Origin of the sequence: Burkholderia sp. M6-3 (assembly GCF_050858985.1) — a bacterium.
Lineage (GTDB): Bacteria > Pseudomonadota > Gammaproteobacteria > Burkholderiales > Burkholderiaceae > Paraburkholderia > Paraburkholderia caledonica.
This window is the reverse complement of record NZ_CP110091.1, coordinates 1,187,695-1,204,336: the sequence shown is the minus strand read 5'-3', so window position 1 is coordinate 1,204,336 and position 16,642 is coordinate 1,187,695. Positions and strand designations below refer to the sequence as shown.

Genomic DNA, 16,642 nt, shown 5'->3' with positions numbered 1-16,642 from the left:
GGCGTCTCGCGCCTATACTGGAATTGCTTGGTCCTCGACAGCCGCCGCGCCGGCGTGCTGCACCGCGAAACGGAGCCGCTCCATGACAACCGTTGCACAGCTTCTTAAAACCAAACCGAACAACACGACCGTCTACACGATACGGGCCGACGACTCCGTGTACGAAGCGATCAAGCTGATGGCTGAGAAAGGCATTGGCGCGCTCGTCGTGACGGACGGCGACAGCATCGCGGGGATCGTCACCGAGCGCGATTACGCGCGCAAAGTCGTGTTGATGGACCGGTCATCGAAGGCCACGCCGGTGCGCGAGATCATGAGCAAGGCCGTGCGCTTCGTGCGCCCCGAGCAGACCACCGACGACTGCATGGCACTCATGACCGAGCGGCGTATGCGCCACTTGCCGGTGATTGAAAACGACAGGCTCGTGGGAATGGTGTCGATCGGCGACCTCGTGAAGAACATCATCGCCGAACAGCAGTTCACCATCCAGCAACTCGAGTTCTATATTCACGGCGAGCGTCCCTGACGCGCCGCGCCTGCCGCATGTATGAGCCGCAAAAAAAGCCCAATCGCTGAACGGTTGGGCCAAGCTACCTTGCGGCAGCGGAGGTTCCTGTGAATTCCTGGGCGGTATGTGACACCGCGCAACGCTTTGCCTGCGTAAGAGGCTACAGCGCTGTGTGACGCGGTGTCGGCCACGGGCTTGAGTCTCTGCGCTAGCCCGCCCAACGTGTCAGAACCACGTAATTCGGTGTTTCCATCCCGGCTCGAAGACGGGCGCCGCCTGTTCCAGCGGCGCGCTCTCCTGCTCTCATCCAGACTGGCAATGCTTGCGGCACCGGCCGTGTCGCGCTTGATGAATCCAGCGCTCTGCGGCCGTATGAAACTGACCGGCCGGTTGTAGACTCAACCAGCCGCTACTGCCGACGCGGCCTGGTTGCCGAAACTCAGTTGCCCAACTTTAGTTGCCGAAATACACCGACTTCGGGCCGGTCATGGGCTCACGCACGCCGCCCGATTGCGACGAGCCATTCGCCACGCCGCCGTAACCGCTGGTGTCGGCAACCGGCAATTGGGTTTGCGCAACCGCGGGGTTTTGCGCCTGGACGCGACGCTCGGCGGCCTGGACGTCGGCCGGGTAGGTCGGGTCACTGCTGACTGCCGGGTTGTAACCTGCCCGTTCCAACTGGATCAGTTCGTTGCGGACTTCCGCACGCGTCACGGGTTGCTGGCTCGACTGAGCGAACGATGCGACCGGAGCGGCGAGGACGGCTGCAATGGCGACTGCCTTCATAAGCGATTTCATGATTATTACCTCCAGACTTGGTTTTATTTGCTGCTTGCCACACCGCGTGGAAGCGAGTGATTCCAGTCTAGTCACCGGCGCACCAAGGGAAAACCCCTAATTGTGAGATACATAATTGTCGTAATCGAAAAAGTCAGACTGAATTGCCGCCACGCGAAATGCAGCTTGCATCGTTGCCGTAATAATTTCGCCGACGTGCCACGCCTGTCTTCCCGAGGTCCGAAGCTGCGGTATTTATCCGCGAGATCGGCGTCGGCAAGACGGTCAATTTTGCAAATTGCCGCCGAGGTCGGCGTGAGGCGCAAGAAGCAGTTTGCGCGGACCGCTGACGAACGCGCTGCCGGGCTCGAAGAAACGCAGCGGCCGATGCGTTTCGCGGGACAAGCCAATGCGTGTCGTCACACCGACCGGCATATCGCCTTTTTCGATGACACCGATCCACAGGTCGCGCCCGCCGCAAAGGTCCTGGCCGTCGAACGATTGGCCGACGCCCAACGCCATAGTGAGGCGGCCGGGTCCGCGCGCCAGGTCGCGCAGCGGCACGCCGGGGCGGCGCGCTTCCATCAGCGGCAGGCCCTCGAGCGGCTCTATCGCCCGAATCAGAATGCCCGCACCGATGTTCTCCGCTTCGGCAGACATATTGAGCATGTACGATAGGCCGTAGGTGAGCCGCACGTAGGCGTAGCCGGGCGCGAGAAACATCGAGCCGTTGTATGGACGGCGTCCGATGAACGCATGGCTGGTCGAATCGCCTACCGGATATGCCTCGGTCTCGACGATGCGGCCGCTCATACGCCCCTCGGGCACATCGTGCACGAGGTATTTGCCGACCATGAAACGCGCGAGGTCCGCGGCCCCCACGGGCAAATCGTTACGCGACAACGGGATGATGGGAAGCAATGATTTGCTCATGCAGCGTGCCTTTTTTGAATGCGTCGGTTGTTGCAGTGATTGGTGCGTCGGTTCGGCCGCCCGCTGATGGGCTGGTTAGTCCACGGTTAGGCCCACTCTTTGGGAACACGCGAGGCCACGGCCTTACACCAGCCCGCCCGGATATGCAGCAAAGCTTTGCTCATCATGGCTTCACCGTTGTAGCAAAGCCTCATTCCGGCCACCGCCGCATTCACCCTGGAACCAATTGGAGTATCGTTTGCTTCCGGCCCCAAGCAAGCCTGCACCGGCTCACGCGGGCTTCGGCCCGTCGAAGCAGCCAAAATGAGCTCGCCAGACTCAAGCATTTGCAAGACCCGCAGTGACGTCCTTCCGATTTGATTCCGCTGTACCCGTAGTGCAACACATGGTCTCCGCCAGGGGACGAGCATATTCACGACAAGGAGAAACTCGCATGAAAGCATCCACGGCAATGAAGATGGTCGGCGGCGCGCTGATCGTATTGGCATCGCTCAACGCATCCGCACAAAGCAGCGACGCGGCAGCGTCCGCACCGGCAACCGCGGCGTCGTCGGCGGCAACGGGCAAGCAGGCCAAGGCTGCCAACCGTGCGCTCGGACGCAAGGTCCGTAGCGCGCTCGCCAAGACCAAGGGCTTGAGCGTCGCGAACATCAACGTGCGCGCACGCGGAGGCGCTGTGACGCTGGCCGGCACGGTGCCTGACCAGTCGCAAGTCGACATCGCAACGCAAGCGGCGCAAGGCGTGGCCGGCGTGACGTCGGTGAAGAACGCATTGACGGTTCGCCCGGTCGGCCAGTAACGACCAGAAGCCGGCGCTCGCGTGGCGCCGGCTGCAACCTCGGCAGGTGCCGGCGTCGAGTTGCCTGACGTTGGCACTCTGCCGGGCGTAACAGGCTCGAGCAACTCTTTAGCAGGCGTCGCTGCATTGTGGCGCGTAGCAGTCCACAGTCCGCACCCCACAGTCGGCAATCCCGGCCAGACCATTCCAGCGCGGCCTCCAGCGCGGCAATCCCCTACCCAATCTCGTGCTGCCAGGACCCGCACCGCCATCAACAAACCTTCCCCGCGCCTGACAAAAAAGCTCTACCATCCAAACCGTTGCACCATCCTCCTAAGGCACCGGTTTAATTCGTCGCTCCCGTTTCCAAAGCCTGCCTCGTCGCACGATTCACAAACAAGTACAAGACAAAAGGAAGCCCGATGGCCAAGCCGCCGACCGTCTTGCCCCGCTGGACTCTCGCCGTGCCGCTGGTTGCGTGGATCGTACTGGGCGCGGCCTACGCGTTGCCGGGCAACCAGTTACTGCTCGTGCTAGTGGGTATCGCGCTCTGCGCCGCGGTGTTTACGGCAGTGCATCACGCTGAAGTGGTCGCGCACCGCGTCGGCGAGCCGTTTGGCACGCTAGTGCTCGCCGTGGCTGTGACCGTGATCGAGGTCGCGCTGATCGTCTCCGTCATGCTGACGTCCGGCCCCGAGAAAGCCGACCTCGCACGCGATACCGTGTTCGCCGCGGTCATGATCGTCTGCAATGGGATCGTCGGGCTGTGTCTGCTGGTGGGCGGCATTCGCCATCGCGAGCAGGATTTTCAGAGCCGCGGCGCGGCTGCGGCTCTCGCCGTGCTGGCGTCCTTATCGGTGCTGACGCTCGTCATGCCGAACTACACGACGACGAGCGCCGGCCCGATGCTGTCGCCGTCGCAACTTGCTTTCGCCGGCGTGTCGTCGCTAGTGCTGTACGGCGTGTTCGTATTCGTGCAGACGGTTCGCCATCGCGATTACTTTCTCGCCGACGTGTCCGACGAAGACGTGCACGCCGCGCCGCCCAGCGCCGGACTCGCGCTCACGAGCGGCGGCCTGCTAGTGGTGTGCCTCGTCGCGGTGGTGCTGCTCGCGAAACTGTTGTCGCCGGTCGTGGAGACAGCGGTTCAGAATGCCGGCGCGCCGGCGGCGGTGGTGGGCATCATCATCGCCGCGCTGGTGTTGCTGCCGGAAGGTCTCGCCGCCGTGCGCGCGGCGCGTGCCGACCGCTTGCAGAACAGCCTGAATCTGGCGCTCGGCTCCGCGCTCGCGAGTATCGGCTTGACCATTCCTACCGTGGCGGCCGTGTTCCTGACGACGGGGCAACCGCTCGTGCTCGGCCTCGACGGCAAGGAGACCGTGCTGCTCGTGCTTACATTGATTGTCGGCACGCTGACCCTGAGCACAGGACGCACGACGATCCTTCAGGGCGCGGTGCACCTGTCGCTCTTCGCCGCATATCTGTTCCTGTCGTTCGCGCCGTAGGTTTGCGCTCCACCGCGCCGCCTTCGAACGCGCGGAACATCGAAACCTACTCTTCCCAATGCGCGGCGATCCAGTCGCGAAAGAGGTTCAGCTTCTGCTGGTGCGCAACCGAATCAGGATACACGAAGTAGTAGCGCCAACCCGTTTTGAGGACCATATCGAAAGGCCGAACGAGACGCCTCGCGGCCACGTCTTCGTCGATTAGCGCCAGGTCGCTGATGGCCACGCCGAAGCCCTGCAACGCGGCGTTGGTTGCCATGTCGAGGGTGTCGAAGCTCGGCCCGTGCTCGGCGTCGATCTCGCGCGCGTCTGCCGTGTCTGCTTCGGCGACCTTGGCAAGCCACATTTTCCAGTCACGATGATCTCGCGTGGGATGCAACAGCGTATGCCGCGCGAGATCCCCGACGGCCGCGAGCGGCTTGTCCTTCAACAGATCGGGCGCGCACACGGGCGTGAGACGCTCCTCGAATAACGGCACCGCCTGCACGTCAGCACCGGGCGACGAGCCATAAATGATCGCGGCATCGAACGGTTCGAGCTGGAAGTCAACGTCGTGCTGCCATGTCGTGGTGATCTGCACATGCAGATCCGGATATTCAGCCTGGAAGCGCATGATCTTCGGCAGCATCCAGCGCATGACGCAAGTGGGCACCTTCAGCGCGAGGTCCGTGCGTTGGCGCGTCAAGCGCAGCGAAATCTCTTCGATTCGCGCGAAGCTTTCCTTCACCGCCGGCAGCAGCAACTCGCCTTCGGCAGTCAACGTCAGCCCTTTCGCGTGGCGCTTGAAGAGCGGAAACTTGTAGTAGTCCTCCAGCGCGATGATCTGCCGGCTCACCGCGCCTTGCGTGAGGCACAAATGATCGGCGGCACGCGTGAAGCTGCGGTGGCGCGCAACGGTTTCGAAAATCTGCAGCGCGTTGAGCGGCGGAAGGCGTCGCATCGAAGTATCAGGTATCCGGATCAGAAAAAATCATTGAGGCGGCGAGAAGGACCGATGTCCATACTCGTCGCCTGCCCACAGGATACGCGATCACGCGTCGCCGCACGAGTCGTGGCAACGCGTAGCGGCATGCGTTGCGCTCATGCGCCGATGGAAAACCGCGCCGCAGATGCGCAGCGCGCACTGCAGTGGGGCACGGGGCTCCCGCAAGCGCACCAGAACCGAGCTTTGCTCATACCTACCGGCGAGCGCGGAGTGGGGAAAAGCATGGACGTTAACCCGAATGCGCCGGTGGCTCAACCTTCGAGCGGATCGCGTGACGCGCTCCCGGCACTTCGCGAGACGGGCCCGTCATGAGATTACGTCATGCCCTCCATGCGCATATTTCGTTTGTTGACGGATTTTGGCAAACCTAGAGTGCATCCACAGTACGCATCCGCCAACGCCAACCAACGGTGCTGTGCGGTGCGGCGGCAGCGGTCACAGCGATTATCACCAGGCAACAGGCGTTCAACACAGGGAGACCGCCATGCAAGAGATCAAACGGGGCAGAAGGCAGGCCATCAAGACGATTGGCGCAGCGCTCGCGGCGTCCACGTTGCCGATGCCGTTCGTCAATCTGCGCGCGCAGCAGCAGAACTTCAGCGGCAAGACGTTGCGCCTCCTGACGTGGTCGGACGACACCGGCGCGGCCGCGCTACGCAACATCGCCGCGACGTTCACCGCGAAGACCGGCGCGAAGGTCATCGCCGACCGCGCCGACGGCACATCGGGCATGGTGGCGAAGGTCAAGGCCGCAGGCGAGCGCCCGACCTACGATGTCATCACCCTCGCGGGCGTGGGCGCAGCCGGTCTCGGCGATGCGGGCTTGCTGATGAAGCCCGATCTCGACAAGCTGCCCAACCTGAAAGAAGTGGCGCCGCAATACCGCACCGGCGCGAACGGATTTGGCATTGGCTACCTGCTGTGGTCGGACGGTCTGATCTACAACACGTCGACGGTGAAAACCGCGCCGTCGTCGTATGAAGCGCTGTGGGACCCCAAATACGCCGGCCGCCTGTTCCTGCCGCCGCCGGAATGGGCTGAAGCGGTCGACCTGGCGATCATCGCCGCGAAGATGAACGGCGGCTCCCAGCAGAACATCGAGCCCGGTTTCAAGAAACTGATGCAGCTGAAAGACCACGTCATGACGCTCGGTGAAAATCCGAATCAGGTGGCCGATCTCTTTCGCACCGGCTCGCTCGACATTGGCGGCATCTATTCGCCGGCATTTTTCCCCGATCAGATTCGCAAGCCCGAATACAAGATGGGCGTGACGTACGGCATGAAAGAGGGCTTCGCCACGCAATTGATGTTCACTGTGATCCCGAAAGCGCATCCCGGCGACATCGATCTCATCCACGCGTTCATCAACCATTCGCTCGATGCAGGCGTGCAAGGCCGCATGGCCGCCGACGTGCTCAACGGCCCGGTCAATTCGAAAGCGGTGATTCCCGCCGAGAGCCGCGCGTTCGTGCCGAGCGCGCAGCAGATCGCAGAGAAAGCCGTGCTGCATGACGACAAGGCGCTCGCCGCCGTGCAGCCCGCCTGGATCAAGCGCTACACCGAAATCTTTTCGGCATGACGACGATGCCCGCGCGCTTCTCGCGGCGTGCTTCAGCGGCCTCCTCCGATGCTACGGCTCACGAGGCGGCGCCTGGCATGAGCGCCGCGTCCCGCGCGGCACTCAACCCCGGGCCCGACGCCGCAGGACCCGACGCGCCTGCAGCCAGCGTCGCTCAGAAGGCGCGGCCATGGCTGCTGCTCGCGCCGATCCTGCTGTTTCTCGCGGTGCTCGGCGCGGCGGCGCTCGTCGTGTTACGCATGAGCTTCGGCACGCAAGGCAACGAATGGCATGGCTTCACGCTGCAGAACTACGCTGATCTGCTGGACGGCTACTTCATGCGGTCGTTGTGGCTCACATTGAAGCTCGCGTTCCAGAGCATGATCTGCGCGGTGCTGCTGGCCATTCCGGTCGCGCTCGCGATGGCGCGCACGAAGTCGCGTCTCGCGCGGCGGCTGTTGCTGGCTGGCGTGCTGCTGCCGCTGCTCGTCAATCTGCTGCTGCAAGGCTATGGCTGGCTGATCATCCTCGGCCCGGCCGGTTTGCTCAATCACGCGCTGCTCGGCAGCGGTCTCATCCATCGTCCGTTGATGTGGCTGTACCGTGAAAACGGCGTGCTGCTCGGCCTGATCCAGACGGCGTTTCCGCTTGCCGTGCTGCCGCTCTCGAGTGCCATGCGCGCCGTCTCCAGTTCGTTCGAGGAAGCCGCGGCGACGCTCGGCGCGACGCGCTGGCAAACGCTACGGCATGTCCTGTTGCCGCTCGCCATGCCGGGCCTGGTGTCGGGCGCGCTACTCGTGTTCGCCTATAACGCCAGCGCTTTTGCCGTGCCGCTGCTGCTCGGCGGGCGCCGCGTGCCGATGCTCGCGGTGCTGGTTCACGATCAGGTTGCGCCTTTGCTGAACTGGCCGGCCGCGTCGGCATCCGGTGTCGTGCTGATGATCGCGACGCTCGCCGTGATGGCGCTTTCACAACGACTCGTGCGCCGCACGCAACGTCTCGCCGAGGAGCCCCACGCATGAGCACGCCCATCCCGAGCGCGCGCCTGCATCGCGCGTCGCCGCCGCCCCGCGGGCCGCGGCTATCCAACGCTCTGCCCGGTCAGCTCGGCAAGGCCACCGCCTTGCTCGCAGCTGTCGTGCTGTTCGTCGCGGCGCTGCCCATTCTCACCATGATCACGATGTCGTTCAGCGCGGCCGACACGCTCGAATTCCCGCCGCGCGCGTACGGTCTGCACTGGTATCGCGCCGCATGGCAAAGCCTCGTGTCGCCGGACGCAACCAGTTCGCTTTCGATGGGCGCCGCGTTGAGCACGAGCCTGATCGTCGCGCTGTCGACCATGCTGATCGCGACGCTCGTCTCCGTGCCTGCGGCTTACGCGCTGAGCCGCTATCGCTTTCGCGGCAAACCGGCGGTCGAACAACTGGTCGCGCTGCCGCTCGTCTATCCGCTCGTGATGCTGGGCCTGTCGCTGTTGCTCGTCTTCAACGTGCTGCCGATCGAACTCGGCGTCTTCCGCCTGATCGTCGCGCACGTGATTCTGGCCCTGCCCTTCACGGTGAAAAACTGCGCGGCGTCGGTCGCGTCGATTGGTCCCGAGTTCGAAGAAGCGGCCTGCGTGATGGGCGCGAGCCCCGGCCGCGCGCTCGTCGACGTGATCCTGCCGCTGATGCGGCCCGGCATTCTGGCCGGCATGCTGTTCGCGTTCATCGTGTCGTTCAACGAATTCACCGTGACGTTCTTCCTGTACACCATCGACACGATGACCTTGCCGGTGTGGCTCTACAGCCGCACCGTGTCGTCGCTCGATCCAACCGTGTTCTGCTTCGCGGTGTTTATCGTCGCGATCGATTTCGCGCTGATCTGGCTGCTCGAAAAGCTGATCGGCGACGAAGGGGTTGCGCTGTGACCGCTCGTGTTTTTCCGACGCCTTCTTGCTGGAGCATTCGATGACTCATCTGACCTTGCAGGCCGTGACCCGGCGCTTCGGCGCGGCCTATGCCGTCGACAGCGTCGATCTGAGCGTGCCGGACGGCAAGCTCGTGTGCTTTCTCGGCCCGTCGGGCTGCGGCAAAACCACCTTGCTGCGGATGATCGCCGGCCTCGAAACGCCGACCTCGGGCAGCATCGAATTCGCGGGCCGCGACATCACGCGCGTGCCGGCCAATCAGCGCGACTTCGGCATGGTGTTCCAGTCGCTCGCGCTCTTTCCGCATATGAGCGTCGCGCAAAACGTCGCCTATCCGCTGAAGCTGCGTAAGACGCCGAAGCCCGAACAGGCGCGCCGGATTGCCGAACTGCTCGAACTGATCCAGTTACCGCACATGGCGAACCGGCCGGTCACCCAGCTTTCCGGCGGTCAGCGGCAACGGGTGGCGATTGCGCGTGCGATCGCGTCGCAGCCGAAACTGCTGCTTCTGGACGAACCGCTCTCCGCGCTCGACGCCAAACTGCGCGAAGCGATGCAGGTTGAGATCCGCCTGTTGCAACAGCGCCTCGGCATCACGACGATCATGGTCACGCACGACCAGCGCGAAGCAATGACCATGGCCGACGAAATCGTCGTGATGGAAAAAGGCCGCATCGCTCAGGTCGGCAAGCCGCTCGACATCTATCGCGACCCGGTCAGCGAGTTCGTGGCCGACTTTATCGGACTAGGTAATATCCTGCCGGTCACTTACGACGGCGCGGGCGCGGTCAGTCTGCCTGGCGGCGTGCGCATTGCGGTGTCGCAGGCGGCTCGCGTTCCGGAGTCCACGAGCGACATCCGTTTGCTGATACGTCCCGAGGACGTCTGCGTGAAATCCGCGACCGGCGCCGCCGCGGGCCCGAACCGGCTGGCCGGGACGGTCACGTTCATCCGCGACGTAGGCGCATCGCTTGAGGCGACGATCGATTGCGCCGGCTTTACGCTGACTGCCGCAACCACACCCCGCGAAACACCGGGCCTCGCGCTCGGCATGCCGGTGCTGGCCGAACTGCCGCCGCACGCGTGCAAGCTGATCGCCGCGCGCGCGGCGTAGTGATATCAATCGTATTCCAACACGACAGTTGCACACATTCGACAGAGGACAGACCATGAATCAGCTCATTAATCAACTCAAGCCCGTTCGATCGACAGCGCGACGCGCATTCGCTACGCTGGCCGCAGCGCTTGCGTTCACCGGCGCCGGCGCGCTCAGCGCGTTTTCGCCGGCCGCTCATGCCGATGCGCTCGACAGCATCGCCAAATCGGGCACCGTGCGCATTGGCGTGTTCATGGACTATCCGCCGTTCGGCTCGATCGGGCCGGACATGAAGCCGATGGGCTATGACATCGACGTCGCGAATCTGATCGGCCGCGCGCTCAACGCCAAGGTCGAACTGGTGCAGGTGACGGGCGACAACCGCATGGCGTACCTCGCGGACCGCAAGGCCGACATGCTGCTGTCGGTCGGTCAGACGCCCGAGCGCGAGAAGGTAATCGACTTCTCGCAGCCGTACGCACCGTACTACCTGGCCGTGTTCGGCCCGAAAGCATTGCCGGTGAAAAACGCCGCCGATCTGGCGGGCAAGTCCATTTCGGTCGCGCGCGGCACGCTAGAAGACCTGAGCGTGACGAAAATCGCGCCCCCCAGCGCGAACATCAAACGTTTCGACGATCCTAACGGAGCAATTTCGGCGTTTCTTTCTGGTCAGGTACAGTTGATGGTCGTCGGCAACGACGTGGGCGCCACGATTCTCGCGCGTCATCCCGCGAACGATCCCGAGCAGAAGTTCTCGCTTTTCAGCTCGCCGGATCACGTCGGTTTGAACAAGAACGAGCCGCGTCTGAAGCAGAAAGTCGACGAAACCATAGCCAAGGCCCGCAAGGACGGCACCATGAACGCGATTTCGCAGAAATGGTTGCGCACGCCGTTGCCGGCCGACCTCTGAATTTCCTGTACGGAGTTTGACTCACGATGAGCGCCACGCCATGACCTATGCGTTCGATTTCAGCGGCTTCGGCCTCTATGCGGGGATGCTCGCGCGCGGTGTTGCCGTCACATTGGGACTCACGGCGATCTCGACCTTGCTCGGCGGTGTGGTCGGCATCGCGGGCGCGAGCGTCGCGGTGGCCGGACCAAAATGGGCGCGCTGGGTCGTGGCGAGCTATGTGGAACTGATCCGCAATACGCCGTTCATCGTGCAGTTGTTCTTCGTGTTCTTCGGCCTGCCGAGCCTCGGCATTCATATCGACGAAATACAGGCGGCGATTCTGGCGATGACCGTCAACCTCGGTGCCTACGCAATCGAAATCGTGCGCGCAGGCATCGACTCCATTTCGCGCGGCCAGGTTCAGGCCGCGCAAGCGCTCGGTCTTCATGGACGGCAAGTGTTTCGCTACATCGTGCTGCCGCAGGCGCTCGCCAATGTGTTTCCCGCGCTCCTGAGCCAGGTGCTGATCGTGATGCTCGGCTCGGCGGTGGTGTCGCAGATCTCCGTTCCCGATCTCACGTACGCAGCCAACTTCATTCAGTCGCGCAATTTCCGTTCGTTCGAGAGCTACCTGATCATCACGGCGACGTATCTGCTCCTGTCCATCGTGCTGCGGCAAATCCTCAACCGGTTCGGACGTGGCCTGTTCGCAGGCCGCACCGCGCGCGGCGCCGACAGCGCGCCTCGCAGCTGGCGCGCCCGCCTGATGTGGCGCGGCGCCCGCACCCTCCCCGCGGAGCGTTGATCATGGTCGAATTCACCCTGTGGGATATCGCTCGCAATCTGCTGCTCGCGGCGCGCTGGACAGTGCTGCTTTCGTTGATCGCGTTTGTCGGCGGCGGCATCGTTGGCCTGATCCTGCTCGCCATGCGTGTGTCGCCGCTCGCGTGGCTGCGCCGCATCGTCGTGCTCTATGTGGAGGTGTTTCAGGGCACCCCGCTGCTGATGCAACTCTTTCTCGCGTTTTTTGGTCTGCCGTTCCTCGGCGTGGACGTGTCGCCGTGGGTCGCCGCCACGGTCACCCTCACGCTTTACACGAGCGCGTATCTGGTCGACATCTGGCGAGGCTGTGTGGAAGCCGTGCCGCGCGGTCAGTGGGCCGCTGGCGCCAGTCTCGGCATGACCTTCAGCCAGCAGTTGCGTTATATCGTCTGGCCGCAGGCGCTCAAAATCGCCGTTGCGCCGACGGTCGGCTTTCTCGTGCAGGTGGTCAAGAGCACTGCGCTGGCGTCGATTATCGGCTTCACTGAATTGACGAAGACCGGCACGATGATCACGAACGCAGCGTTCCGGCCGTTTCCGATCTACGGGATGGTCGCCATGATCTACTTCGCGATGTGCTTTCCGCTGACCTGGTACGCACGCGTGCTGGAGAAGCGGCAAAAGGTTGGACAGCATCGCTAGAGCGCGAGCCACGTGCGTCGCAGAATGGAAAAAAGCGTCAACCGCCGAAAGACGGTTGACGCTTTTTCATGCGCTCACGCTTTACGCTACAGCTAGCGCGCCGCTTGAGTCGACTTGCGCAGCTTCGTCACGTCGGCGGCGGTGACTGCTGGCGCGCCGTTGTTCCAGCCGGCGCGCACGAACGTGAGCACGTCGGCGATCTGCTGGTCGTTGAGCACCGGCGCGTACTTCGGCATCGGATACGGCGCCGGAATACCGCCGATCACGAGGTCCTCGGTGCCGTTCAGCGTCACGTTGATGAGCGACGACGCGTCCTTTTCCAGCACGTTCGGATTGCCGGCCAACGGCGCCAGCATCGGCGCAAAACCGCGTCCGTCGACGCCGTGACAATGCATGCAATACGCGGTGTAGACGCGCGCGCCGGCATCGTTCGCGGGACGGTTGAGCGACACCTTCGTCGTTTGCGGATCGTACTTGTAGGGCGGCGCACCGGCGCCGCCCACCGCCGGCAGCGACTTCAGATACGTCGTCATCGCCGCGATATCGCCGTCGTTCAGGTTCTGCGTGCTGTTGTTGATCACGCTTGTCATCGAGCCGAATGCGGAAGCATGACGATTCGCGCCGGTCTTCAGGAACGCCTGCAAGTCCTGATCGCTCCAGCGCCCGAGGCCGACGTTATGTTCGCCGGTAAGGTTCGTCGCGTACCAGTCGTCGGGCAGACCACCAGTCAGGAACGCGCTGCCGGTTTCGTCGAGCGCCTTCTCCTGGAACGCAATGCCGCGCGGCGTATGACATGAGCCGCAGTGCCCGAGTCCCTGGATCAGATACGCGCCGCGATTCCATGCGACATCCTTGCCCGGCTTGTTCTGGTACACGCCCTTCTCGAGGAACACCATGTTCCAGAGCTTCAACGGCCAGCGCATGTTCATCGGCCATTTGATGTCGGACTCGCGATTGGCCTGCTGCACCGGCGCGACGCCGCTCATGAAAAACGCATACAGCGCTTTCATGTCTTCGTCGTTGACCTTTGCATACGACGGATACGGCATCGCCGGATACAGGTTGTGCCCGTCTTTCGCGACACCTTCGCGCATGGCGCGGGCAAAGTCCTGTTCCGTATAGCTGCCGATGCCGGTTTGCGCGTCGGGCGTGATGTTGGTGGTGTAGATCTGGCCCATCGGCGTGTTCATCGGCAAGCCGCCCGCGAACGGCTTGCCTTTCGGCGCCGTGTGGCATGCGGCGCAATCGCCGGCCTTGGCCAGATAAGCGCCGCGTTGCACGAGTGCCGGGTCGGCTGCCGATGCCGCGCTTGCCGGCGATGCCTGGGTCAGAAAAGGCAACGCCACGCATAGCGCCGCACCGAAACCCTTCAGAGTGTTTTTCATGTCGGGCTCCCGTTAAGCGGTTTTCAACTGGCTGCCGACCGGCAATTGCCGCAGCCGCTTGCCAGTGGCCGCGAAAATCGCGTTGGTCAGCGCGGGCGCGAGCGCGGCTGTTCCCGGCTCGCCGATGCCGCCCGGCGCCTCGCTGCTCTTCACGATATGCACGTCGATAGGCGGCGTCTCGTCGATACGCAGCATCCGGTAGTCCGTGAAGTTGTTCTGCTCCACGCGCCCGTCCTTGATCGTGATCTCGCTATAAAGCGCTGCCGTAATGCCGAAGATGATCCCGCCTTGCACCTGCGCTTCGACGGTATTCGGATTGACGACCATTCCGCAATCGACCGCGCACACCACGCGCTTGACCGCCACCTCGCCCTGATCGACCGCGACATCGACGACGATCGCGAAGTAGCTGCCGAACGCATGCATGACCGACACGCCACGCCCTTGCCCCTTCGGCACCGCGCTGCCCCAATTGGCCGCCTGCGTGGCAGTGTTGAGCACGTTCAGCGCGCGCGGCGTCTTGCCGAGCAGATCGCGCCGGTATTTGACGGGGTCCACCTTGGCCTCGGCCGCGAGTTCGTCGATAAAACTTTCGACCACGAACGTGCCACGCGTCGGGCCCACGCCGCGCCAGAACGCGGTGGGAATTGCGTGCGGCTCCTGGCGCACGTAGTCGACAAGCTGGTTGGGCAAGTCGTACGGCAGATCGGACGCGACTTCGACCGCGTCGGGATCGAGCCCGTCCTTGAATGCAGGCGGCGCGAAGCGCGCCATGATCGACGAACCGACGATCCGGTGCTGCCACGCGAGCGGCTTGCCGTTGGCGTCGAGGCCTGCGGAAATCTTGTCGTAGTAGTACGGCCGGTACATGTCGTGCTGAATGTCTTCTTCGCGCGTCCACAGCACTTTGACGGGCGTCGACACCTGCTTGCCGATCTTGACCGCCTGCGTGACCATATCGAACTCGAGCCGGCGACCAAAGCCGCCGCCGATCAGATGGTTGTGCACGACGATCTTGTCGGCGGGCAAGCCGGTCACGGCCATCGCCGCGTCGCGCACGCGCGTGGGCACCTGCGAGCCGAGCCAGATTTCGCAGCCATCGGGGCGCACATGCACCGTACAGTTGATCGGCTCCATCGTGGCATGCGCGAGAAACGGCTGCTGATAGACGGCATCGACTCGCGTCTTCGCGTTGGAAAAGGCGTGCACCACGTCGCCGTCTTTGCGTGCGACCGCGCCGTTGCGTTGCGACGCATTGGCGAGATCGTCGACGATCTGCTTCATCGAAAGCTTTGCATCCGCGCCCTCGTTCCATTTGATGTCGAGCGCCTGCAGCCCGCGTTTGGCTGCCCACGTGTGATCGCCGATCACGGCGACCGCGTTGTCGATCTTGACGACCTGACGCACGCCGGGAATCTTCTTCGCGTTGGTATCGTCGACGCTCGCGAGCTTGCCACCGAACACGGGACAGTTAGCGATGGCCGCGTAGACCATGTCGGGTAGTCGCACGTCGAGGCCGAACGTTGCGGTGCCATCCACTTTTTCCGGCGAATCGAGGCGCTTCACGGCCGTGCCGATAATCTTGAAGTCTTTCGGGTCCTTCAGCGGCACGTTCTGCGGCACCGGCAGTTTGGCCGCGGCATCCACCAGTTGGCCATAGCCGATGCTGCGGTTACTCGCCGCGTGAATGACCTGGCCGGATTTCGCATGACAGCTCGCGGCGTCCACTTGCCATTGCTGCGCGGCCGCGCCGATAAGCAGCATGCGCGCGGTGGCCCCTGCCTTGCGCATCGGCTCCCATGCATAGCGAATCGACGTCGATCCGCCAGTGAGCTGGCCGCCGAGCAGCGGGTCGGTGAAGAGCTTCTCGTCCGGCGGCGCGTGGTCGAGCGTGACTGTGTCGAGCGGCACTTCGAGTTCTTCGGCGATCAACATTGGAATCGACGTATAGACGCCCTGACCCATCTCGACCTTCGGAATCACCAGCGTGACCTTGCCCGCCGTGTCGATCTGGATGAACGCATTCGGTGCGAACATGCCGTTCTGCGCCGCTTCGTTTGCGTCGCCGCCAATCACCGACTTGCCGGCTTTCTGGTCCTGACTGACGGCCGGCATGCTGAAGCCGAGCAGCAGCCCGCCGCCCGCCGCCGCGCCCACGGTCACACTCAGCTTGAGGAACGTGCGGCGCGACACGCCGCGCTTTCCGTTTGCTTCGGGCGAGGACGTTGCGCCGTTCTGTGCATCGAGCAATCCTTGCGACATATCAGACCCCCTTCGCCGCATGCTTGATTGCAACGCGAATGCGGTTGTACGTGCCGCAGCGGCAGATGTTGCCGGCCATGGCTGCGTCGATGTCAGCATCGGTAGGATTGGGGTTGCTCGCAATCAGCGAGGCCGCCGACATGACCTGGCCCGACTGGCAGTAGCCGCATTGCACCACGTCGAGTTGACGCCACGCCTGCTGCACCTTCTGGCCCGCGGGCGTGTTGCCGACTGCTTCGATGGTCGTGATCTTCTTGTCGCCGACAGCCGCCGCCGGCAATACGCACGAGCGCACCGCGACGCCGTCGAGATGAACGGTGCAGGCGCCGCATTGAGCGATACCGCAGCCGAACTTCGTGCCGGTCAAGCCGACGAGATCGCGAAGGACCCACAACAGAGGCATGTCGGGCGGCGCGTCCACGGTATGTGTCTCGCCGTTGATATTGAATGTTGTCATGAGCGACTCCTTGTGGGGTTATCTTTTGCCAAGCTGTTTAGTCACGACCGGCGTTCAAAACGCAATGACTCGCCGCGTTTATTCGACAGCAATGACTAATGCGCAATGCCAATATGCGCCGTTGCAAAGGCGT

At 63.3% G+C, this 16,642-nt stretch carries 16 protein-coding genes; 10 read left to right on the top strand and 6 right to left on the bottom strand.

Annotated elements, in window-relative coordinates:
* Nucleotides 1-82 precede the first annotated feature (82 nt).
* Nucleotides 83-526 (top strand): CBS domain-containing protein, encoded by a 444-nt coding sequence (locus OH764_RS22675; RefSeq protein ID WP_020070430.1) that lies wholly within the window; start codon nt 83-85, stop codon nt 524-526.
* A gap of 435 nt (nt 527-961) precedes the next feature.
* Here the strand turns inward: OH764_RS22675 and OH764_RS22670 are convergent, their stop codons facing one another.
* Both OH764_RS22670 and OH764_RS22665 read right to left on the bottom strand, forming a co-directional pair.
* Complete coding sequence (locus tag OH764_RS22670) at nt 962-1,306, bottom strand: DUF4148 domain-containing protein (protein ID WP_498850884.1); 345 nt, start codon at nt 1,304-1,306, stop codon at nt 962-964.
* A gap of 264 nt (nt 1,307-1,570) precedes the next feature.
* On the bottom strand, nt 1,571-2,218 hold the full coding sequence (locus OH764_RS22665) for a DNA-3-methyladenine glycosylase (RefSeq protein WP_498850883.1): 648 nt from the start codon (nt 2,216-2,218) through the stop codon (nt 1,571-1,573).
* 433 nt (nt 2,219-2,651) lie between these two features.
* Here OH764_RS22665 and OH764_RS22660 point away from each other — a divergent pair, with 433 nt between their 5' ends.
* Together OH764_RS22660 and OH764_RS22655 are read left to right on the top strand one after the other, a co-directional pair.
* On the top strand, nt 2,652-3,017 hold the full coding sequence (locus OH764_RS22660; protein WP_020070427.1) for a BON domain-containing protein: 366 nt from the start codon (nt 2,652-2,654) through the stop codon (nt 3,015-3,017).
* 401 nt (nt 3,018-3,418) lie between these two features.
* Complete coding sequence (locus OH764_RS22655) at nt 3,419-4,501, top strand: calcium:cation antiporter (RefSeq protein ID WP_498850882.1); 1,083 nt, start codon at nt 3,419-3,421, stop codon at nt 4,499-4,501.
* Nucleotides 4,502-4,547: 46 nt separating this feature from the next.
* On the opposite strand, the gene OH764_RS22650 is transcribed toward OH764_RS22655, so the two are convergent.
* Entirely contained in the window at nt 4,548-5,441 is an 894-nt protein-coding gene (locus tag OH764_RS22650; RefSeq protein WP_087754440.1) for a LysR substrate-binding domain-containing protein, read from the bottom strand.
* Between the two features lie 529 nt (nt 5,442-5,970).
* Here OH764_RS22650 and OH764_RS22645 point away from each other — a divergent pair.
* The 7 genes from OH764_RS22645 (at nt 5,971) to OH764_RS22615 (ending at nt 12,405) form a co-directional block, all read left to right on the top strand.
* Nucleotides 5,971-7,065 (top strand): ABC transporter substrate-binding protein, encoded by a 1,095-nt coding sequence (locus tag OH764_RS22645; RefSeq protein WP_131317538.1) that lies wholly within the window; start codon nt 5,971-5,973, stop codon nt 7,063-7,065.
* Between the two features lie 77 nt (nt 7,066-7,142).
* Nucleotides 7,143-8,066 carry an ABC transporter permease gene (locus OH764_RS22640; protein ID WP_498850881.1) on the top strand — a complete coding sequence of 308 codons (924 nt, stop codon included), beginning with the start codon at nt 7,143-7,145 and terminating at the stop codon, nt 8,064-8,066.
* The gene (locus OH764_RS22635; protein ID WP_498850880.1) at nt 8,063-8,953 is read left to right on the top strand and encodes an ABC transporter permease; all 891 of its coding nucleotides are present in this window, start codon (nt 8,063-8,065) and stop codon (nt 8,951-8,953) included. The genes OH764_RS22640 and OH764_RS22635 overlap by 4 nt, the downstream gene beginning before the upstream one ends.
* A gap of 40 nt (nt 8,954-8,993) precedes the next feature.
* Nucleotides 8,994-10,067, top strand: coding sequence for an ABC transporter ATP-binding protein (locus OH764_RS22630; protein ID WP_498850879.1), 1,074 nt, complete (start codon nt 8,994-8,996; stop codon nt 10,065-10,067).
* A gap of 55 nt (nt 10,068-10,122) precedes the next feature.
* Complete coding sequence (locus tag OH764_RS22625; protein ID WP_498850878.1) at nt 10,123-10,959, top strand: transporter substrate-binding domain-containing protein; 837 nt, start codon at nt 10,123-10,125, stop codon at nt 10,957-10,959.
* 40 nt (nt 10,960-10,999) lie between these two features.
* Nucleotides 11,000-11,746, top strand: coding sequence for an amino acid ABC transporter permease (locus OH764_RS22620; protein ID WP_214881402.1), 747 nt, complete (start codon nt 11,000-11,002; stop codon nt 11,744-11,746).
* 2 nt (nt 11,747-11,748) lie between these two features.
* On the top strand, nt 11,749-12,405 hold the full coding sequence (locus tag OH764_RS22615) for an amino acid ABC transporter permease (RefSeq protein WP_498850877.1): 657 nt from the start codon (nt 11,749-11,751) through the stop codon (nt 12,403-12,405).
* A gap of 92 nt (nt 12,406-12,497) precedes the next feature.
* Here the strand turns inward: OH764_RS22615 and OH764_RS22610 are convergent, their stop codons facing one another.
* Genes OH764_RS22610 through OH764_RS22600 form a run of 3 tightly spaced genes read right to left on the bottom strand, consistent with a single transcriptional unit; the run spans nt 12,498 to nt 16,509 of the window.
* Entirely contained in the window at nt 12,498-13,790 is a 1,293-nt protein-coding gene (locus tag OH764_RS22610) for a c-type cytochrome (protein WP_498850876.1), read from the bottom strand.
* 12 nt (nt 13,791-13,802) lie between these two features.
* Complete coding sequence (locus OH764_RS22605) at nt 13,803-16,052, bottom strand: xanthine dehydrogenase family protein molybdopterin-binding subunit (protein WP_498850875.1); 2,250 nt, start codon at nt 16,050-16,052, stop codon at nt 13,803-13,805.
* A 1-nt stretch (nt 16,053) separates the two neighbouring features.
* A complete protein-coding gene (locus OH764_RS22600) occupies nt 16,054-16,509 on the bottom strand; it encodes a (2Fe-2S)-binding protein (protein WP_020070414.1) in 456 nt (151 codons plus the stop codon).
* Nucleotides 16,510-16,642: the final 133 nt, after the last annotated feature.

Coding starts and splice junctions, on each gene's coding strand:
- OH764_RS22675 (WP_020070430.1), top strand. CDS start 83: ATGACAACCGTTGCACAGCTTCTTAAAACCAAACCGAACAACACGACC.
- OH764_RS22670 (WP_498850884.1), bottom strand. CDS start 1,306: ATGAAATCGCTTATGAAGGCAGTCGCCATTGCAGCCGTCCTCGCCGCT.
- OH764_RS22665 (WP_498850883.1), bottom strand. CDS start 2,218: ATGAGCAAATCATTGCTTCCCATCATCCCGTTGTCGCGTAACGATTTG.
- OH764_RS22660 (WP_020070427.1), top strand. CDS start 2,652: ATGAAAGCATCCACGGCAATGAAGATGGTCGGCGGCGCGCTGATCGTA.
- OH764_RS22655 (WP_498850882.1), top strand. CDS start 3,419: ATGGCCAAGCCGCCGACCGTCTTGCCCCGCTGGACTCTCGCCGTGCCG.
- OH764_RS22650 (WP_087754440.1), bottom strand. CDS start 5,441: ATGCGACGCCTTCCGCCGCTCAACGCGCTGCAGATTTTCGAAACCGTT.
- OH764_RS22645 (WP_131317538.1), top strand. CDS start 5,971: ATGCAAGAGATCAAACGGGGCAGAAGGCAGGCCATCAAGACGATTGGC.
- OH764_RS22640 (WP_498850881.1), top strand. CDS start 7,143: ATGAGCGCCGCGTCCCGCGCGGCACTCAACCCCGGGCCCGACGCCGCA.
- OH764_RS22635 (WP_498850880.1), top strand. CDS start 8,063: ATGAGCACGCCCATCCCGAGCGCGCGCCTGCATCGCGCGTCGCCGCCG.
- OH764_RS22630 (WP_498850879.1), top strand. CDS start 8,994: ATGACTCATCTGACCTTGCAGGCCGTGACCCGGCGCTTCGGCGCGGCC.
- OH764_RS22625 (WP_498850878.1), top strand. CDS start 10,123: ATGAATCAGCTCATTAATCAACTCAAGCCCGTTCGATCGACAGCGCGA.
- OH764_RS22620 (WP_214881402.1), top strand. CDS start 11,000: ATGACCTATGCGTTCGATTTCAGCGGCTTCGGCCTCTATGCGGGGATG.
- OH764_RS22615 (WP_498850877.1), top strand. CDS start 11,749: ATGGTCGAATTCACCCTGTGGGATATCGCTCGCAATCTGCTGCTCGCG.
- OH764_RS22610 (WP_498850876.1), bottom strand. CDS start 13,790: ATGAAAAACACTCTGAAGGGTTTCGGTGCGGCGCTATGCGTGGCGTTG.
- OH764_RS22605 (WP_498850875.1), bottom strand. CDS start 16,052: ATGTCGCAAGGATTGCTCGATGCACAGAACGGCGCAACGTCCTCGCCC.
- OH764_RS22600 (WP_020070414.1), bottom strand. CDS start 16,509: ATGACAACATTCAATATCAACGGCGAGACACATACCGTGGACGCGCCG.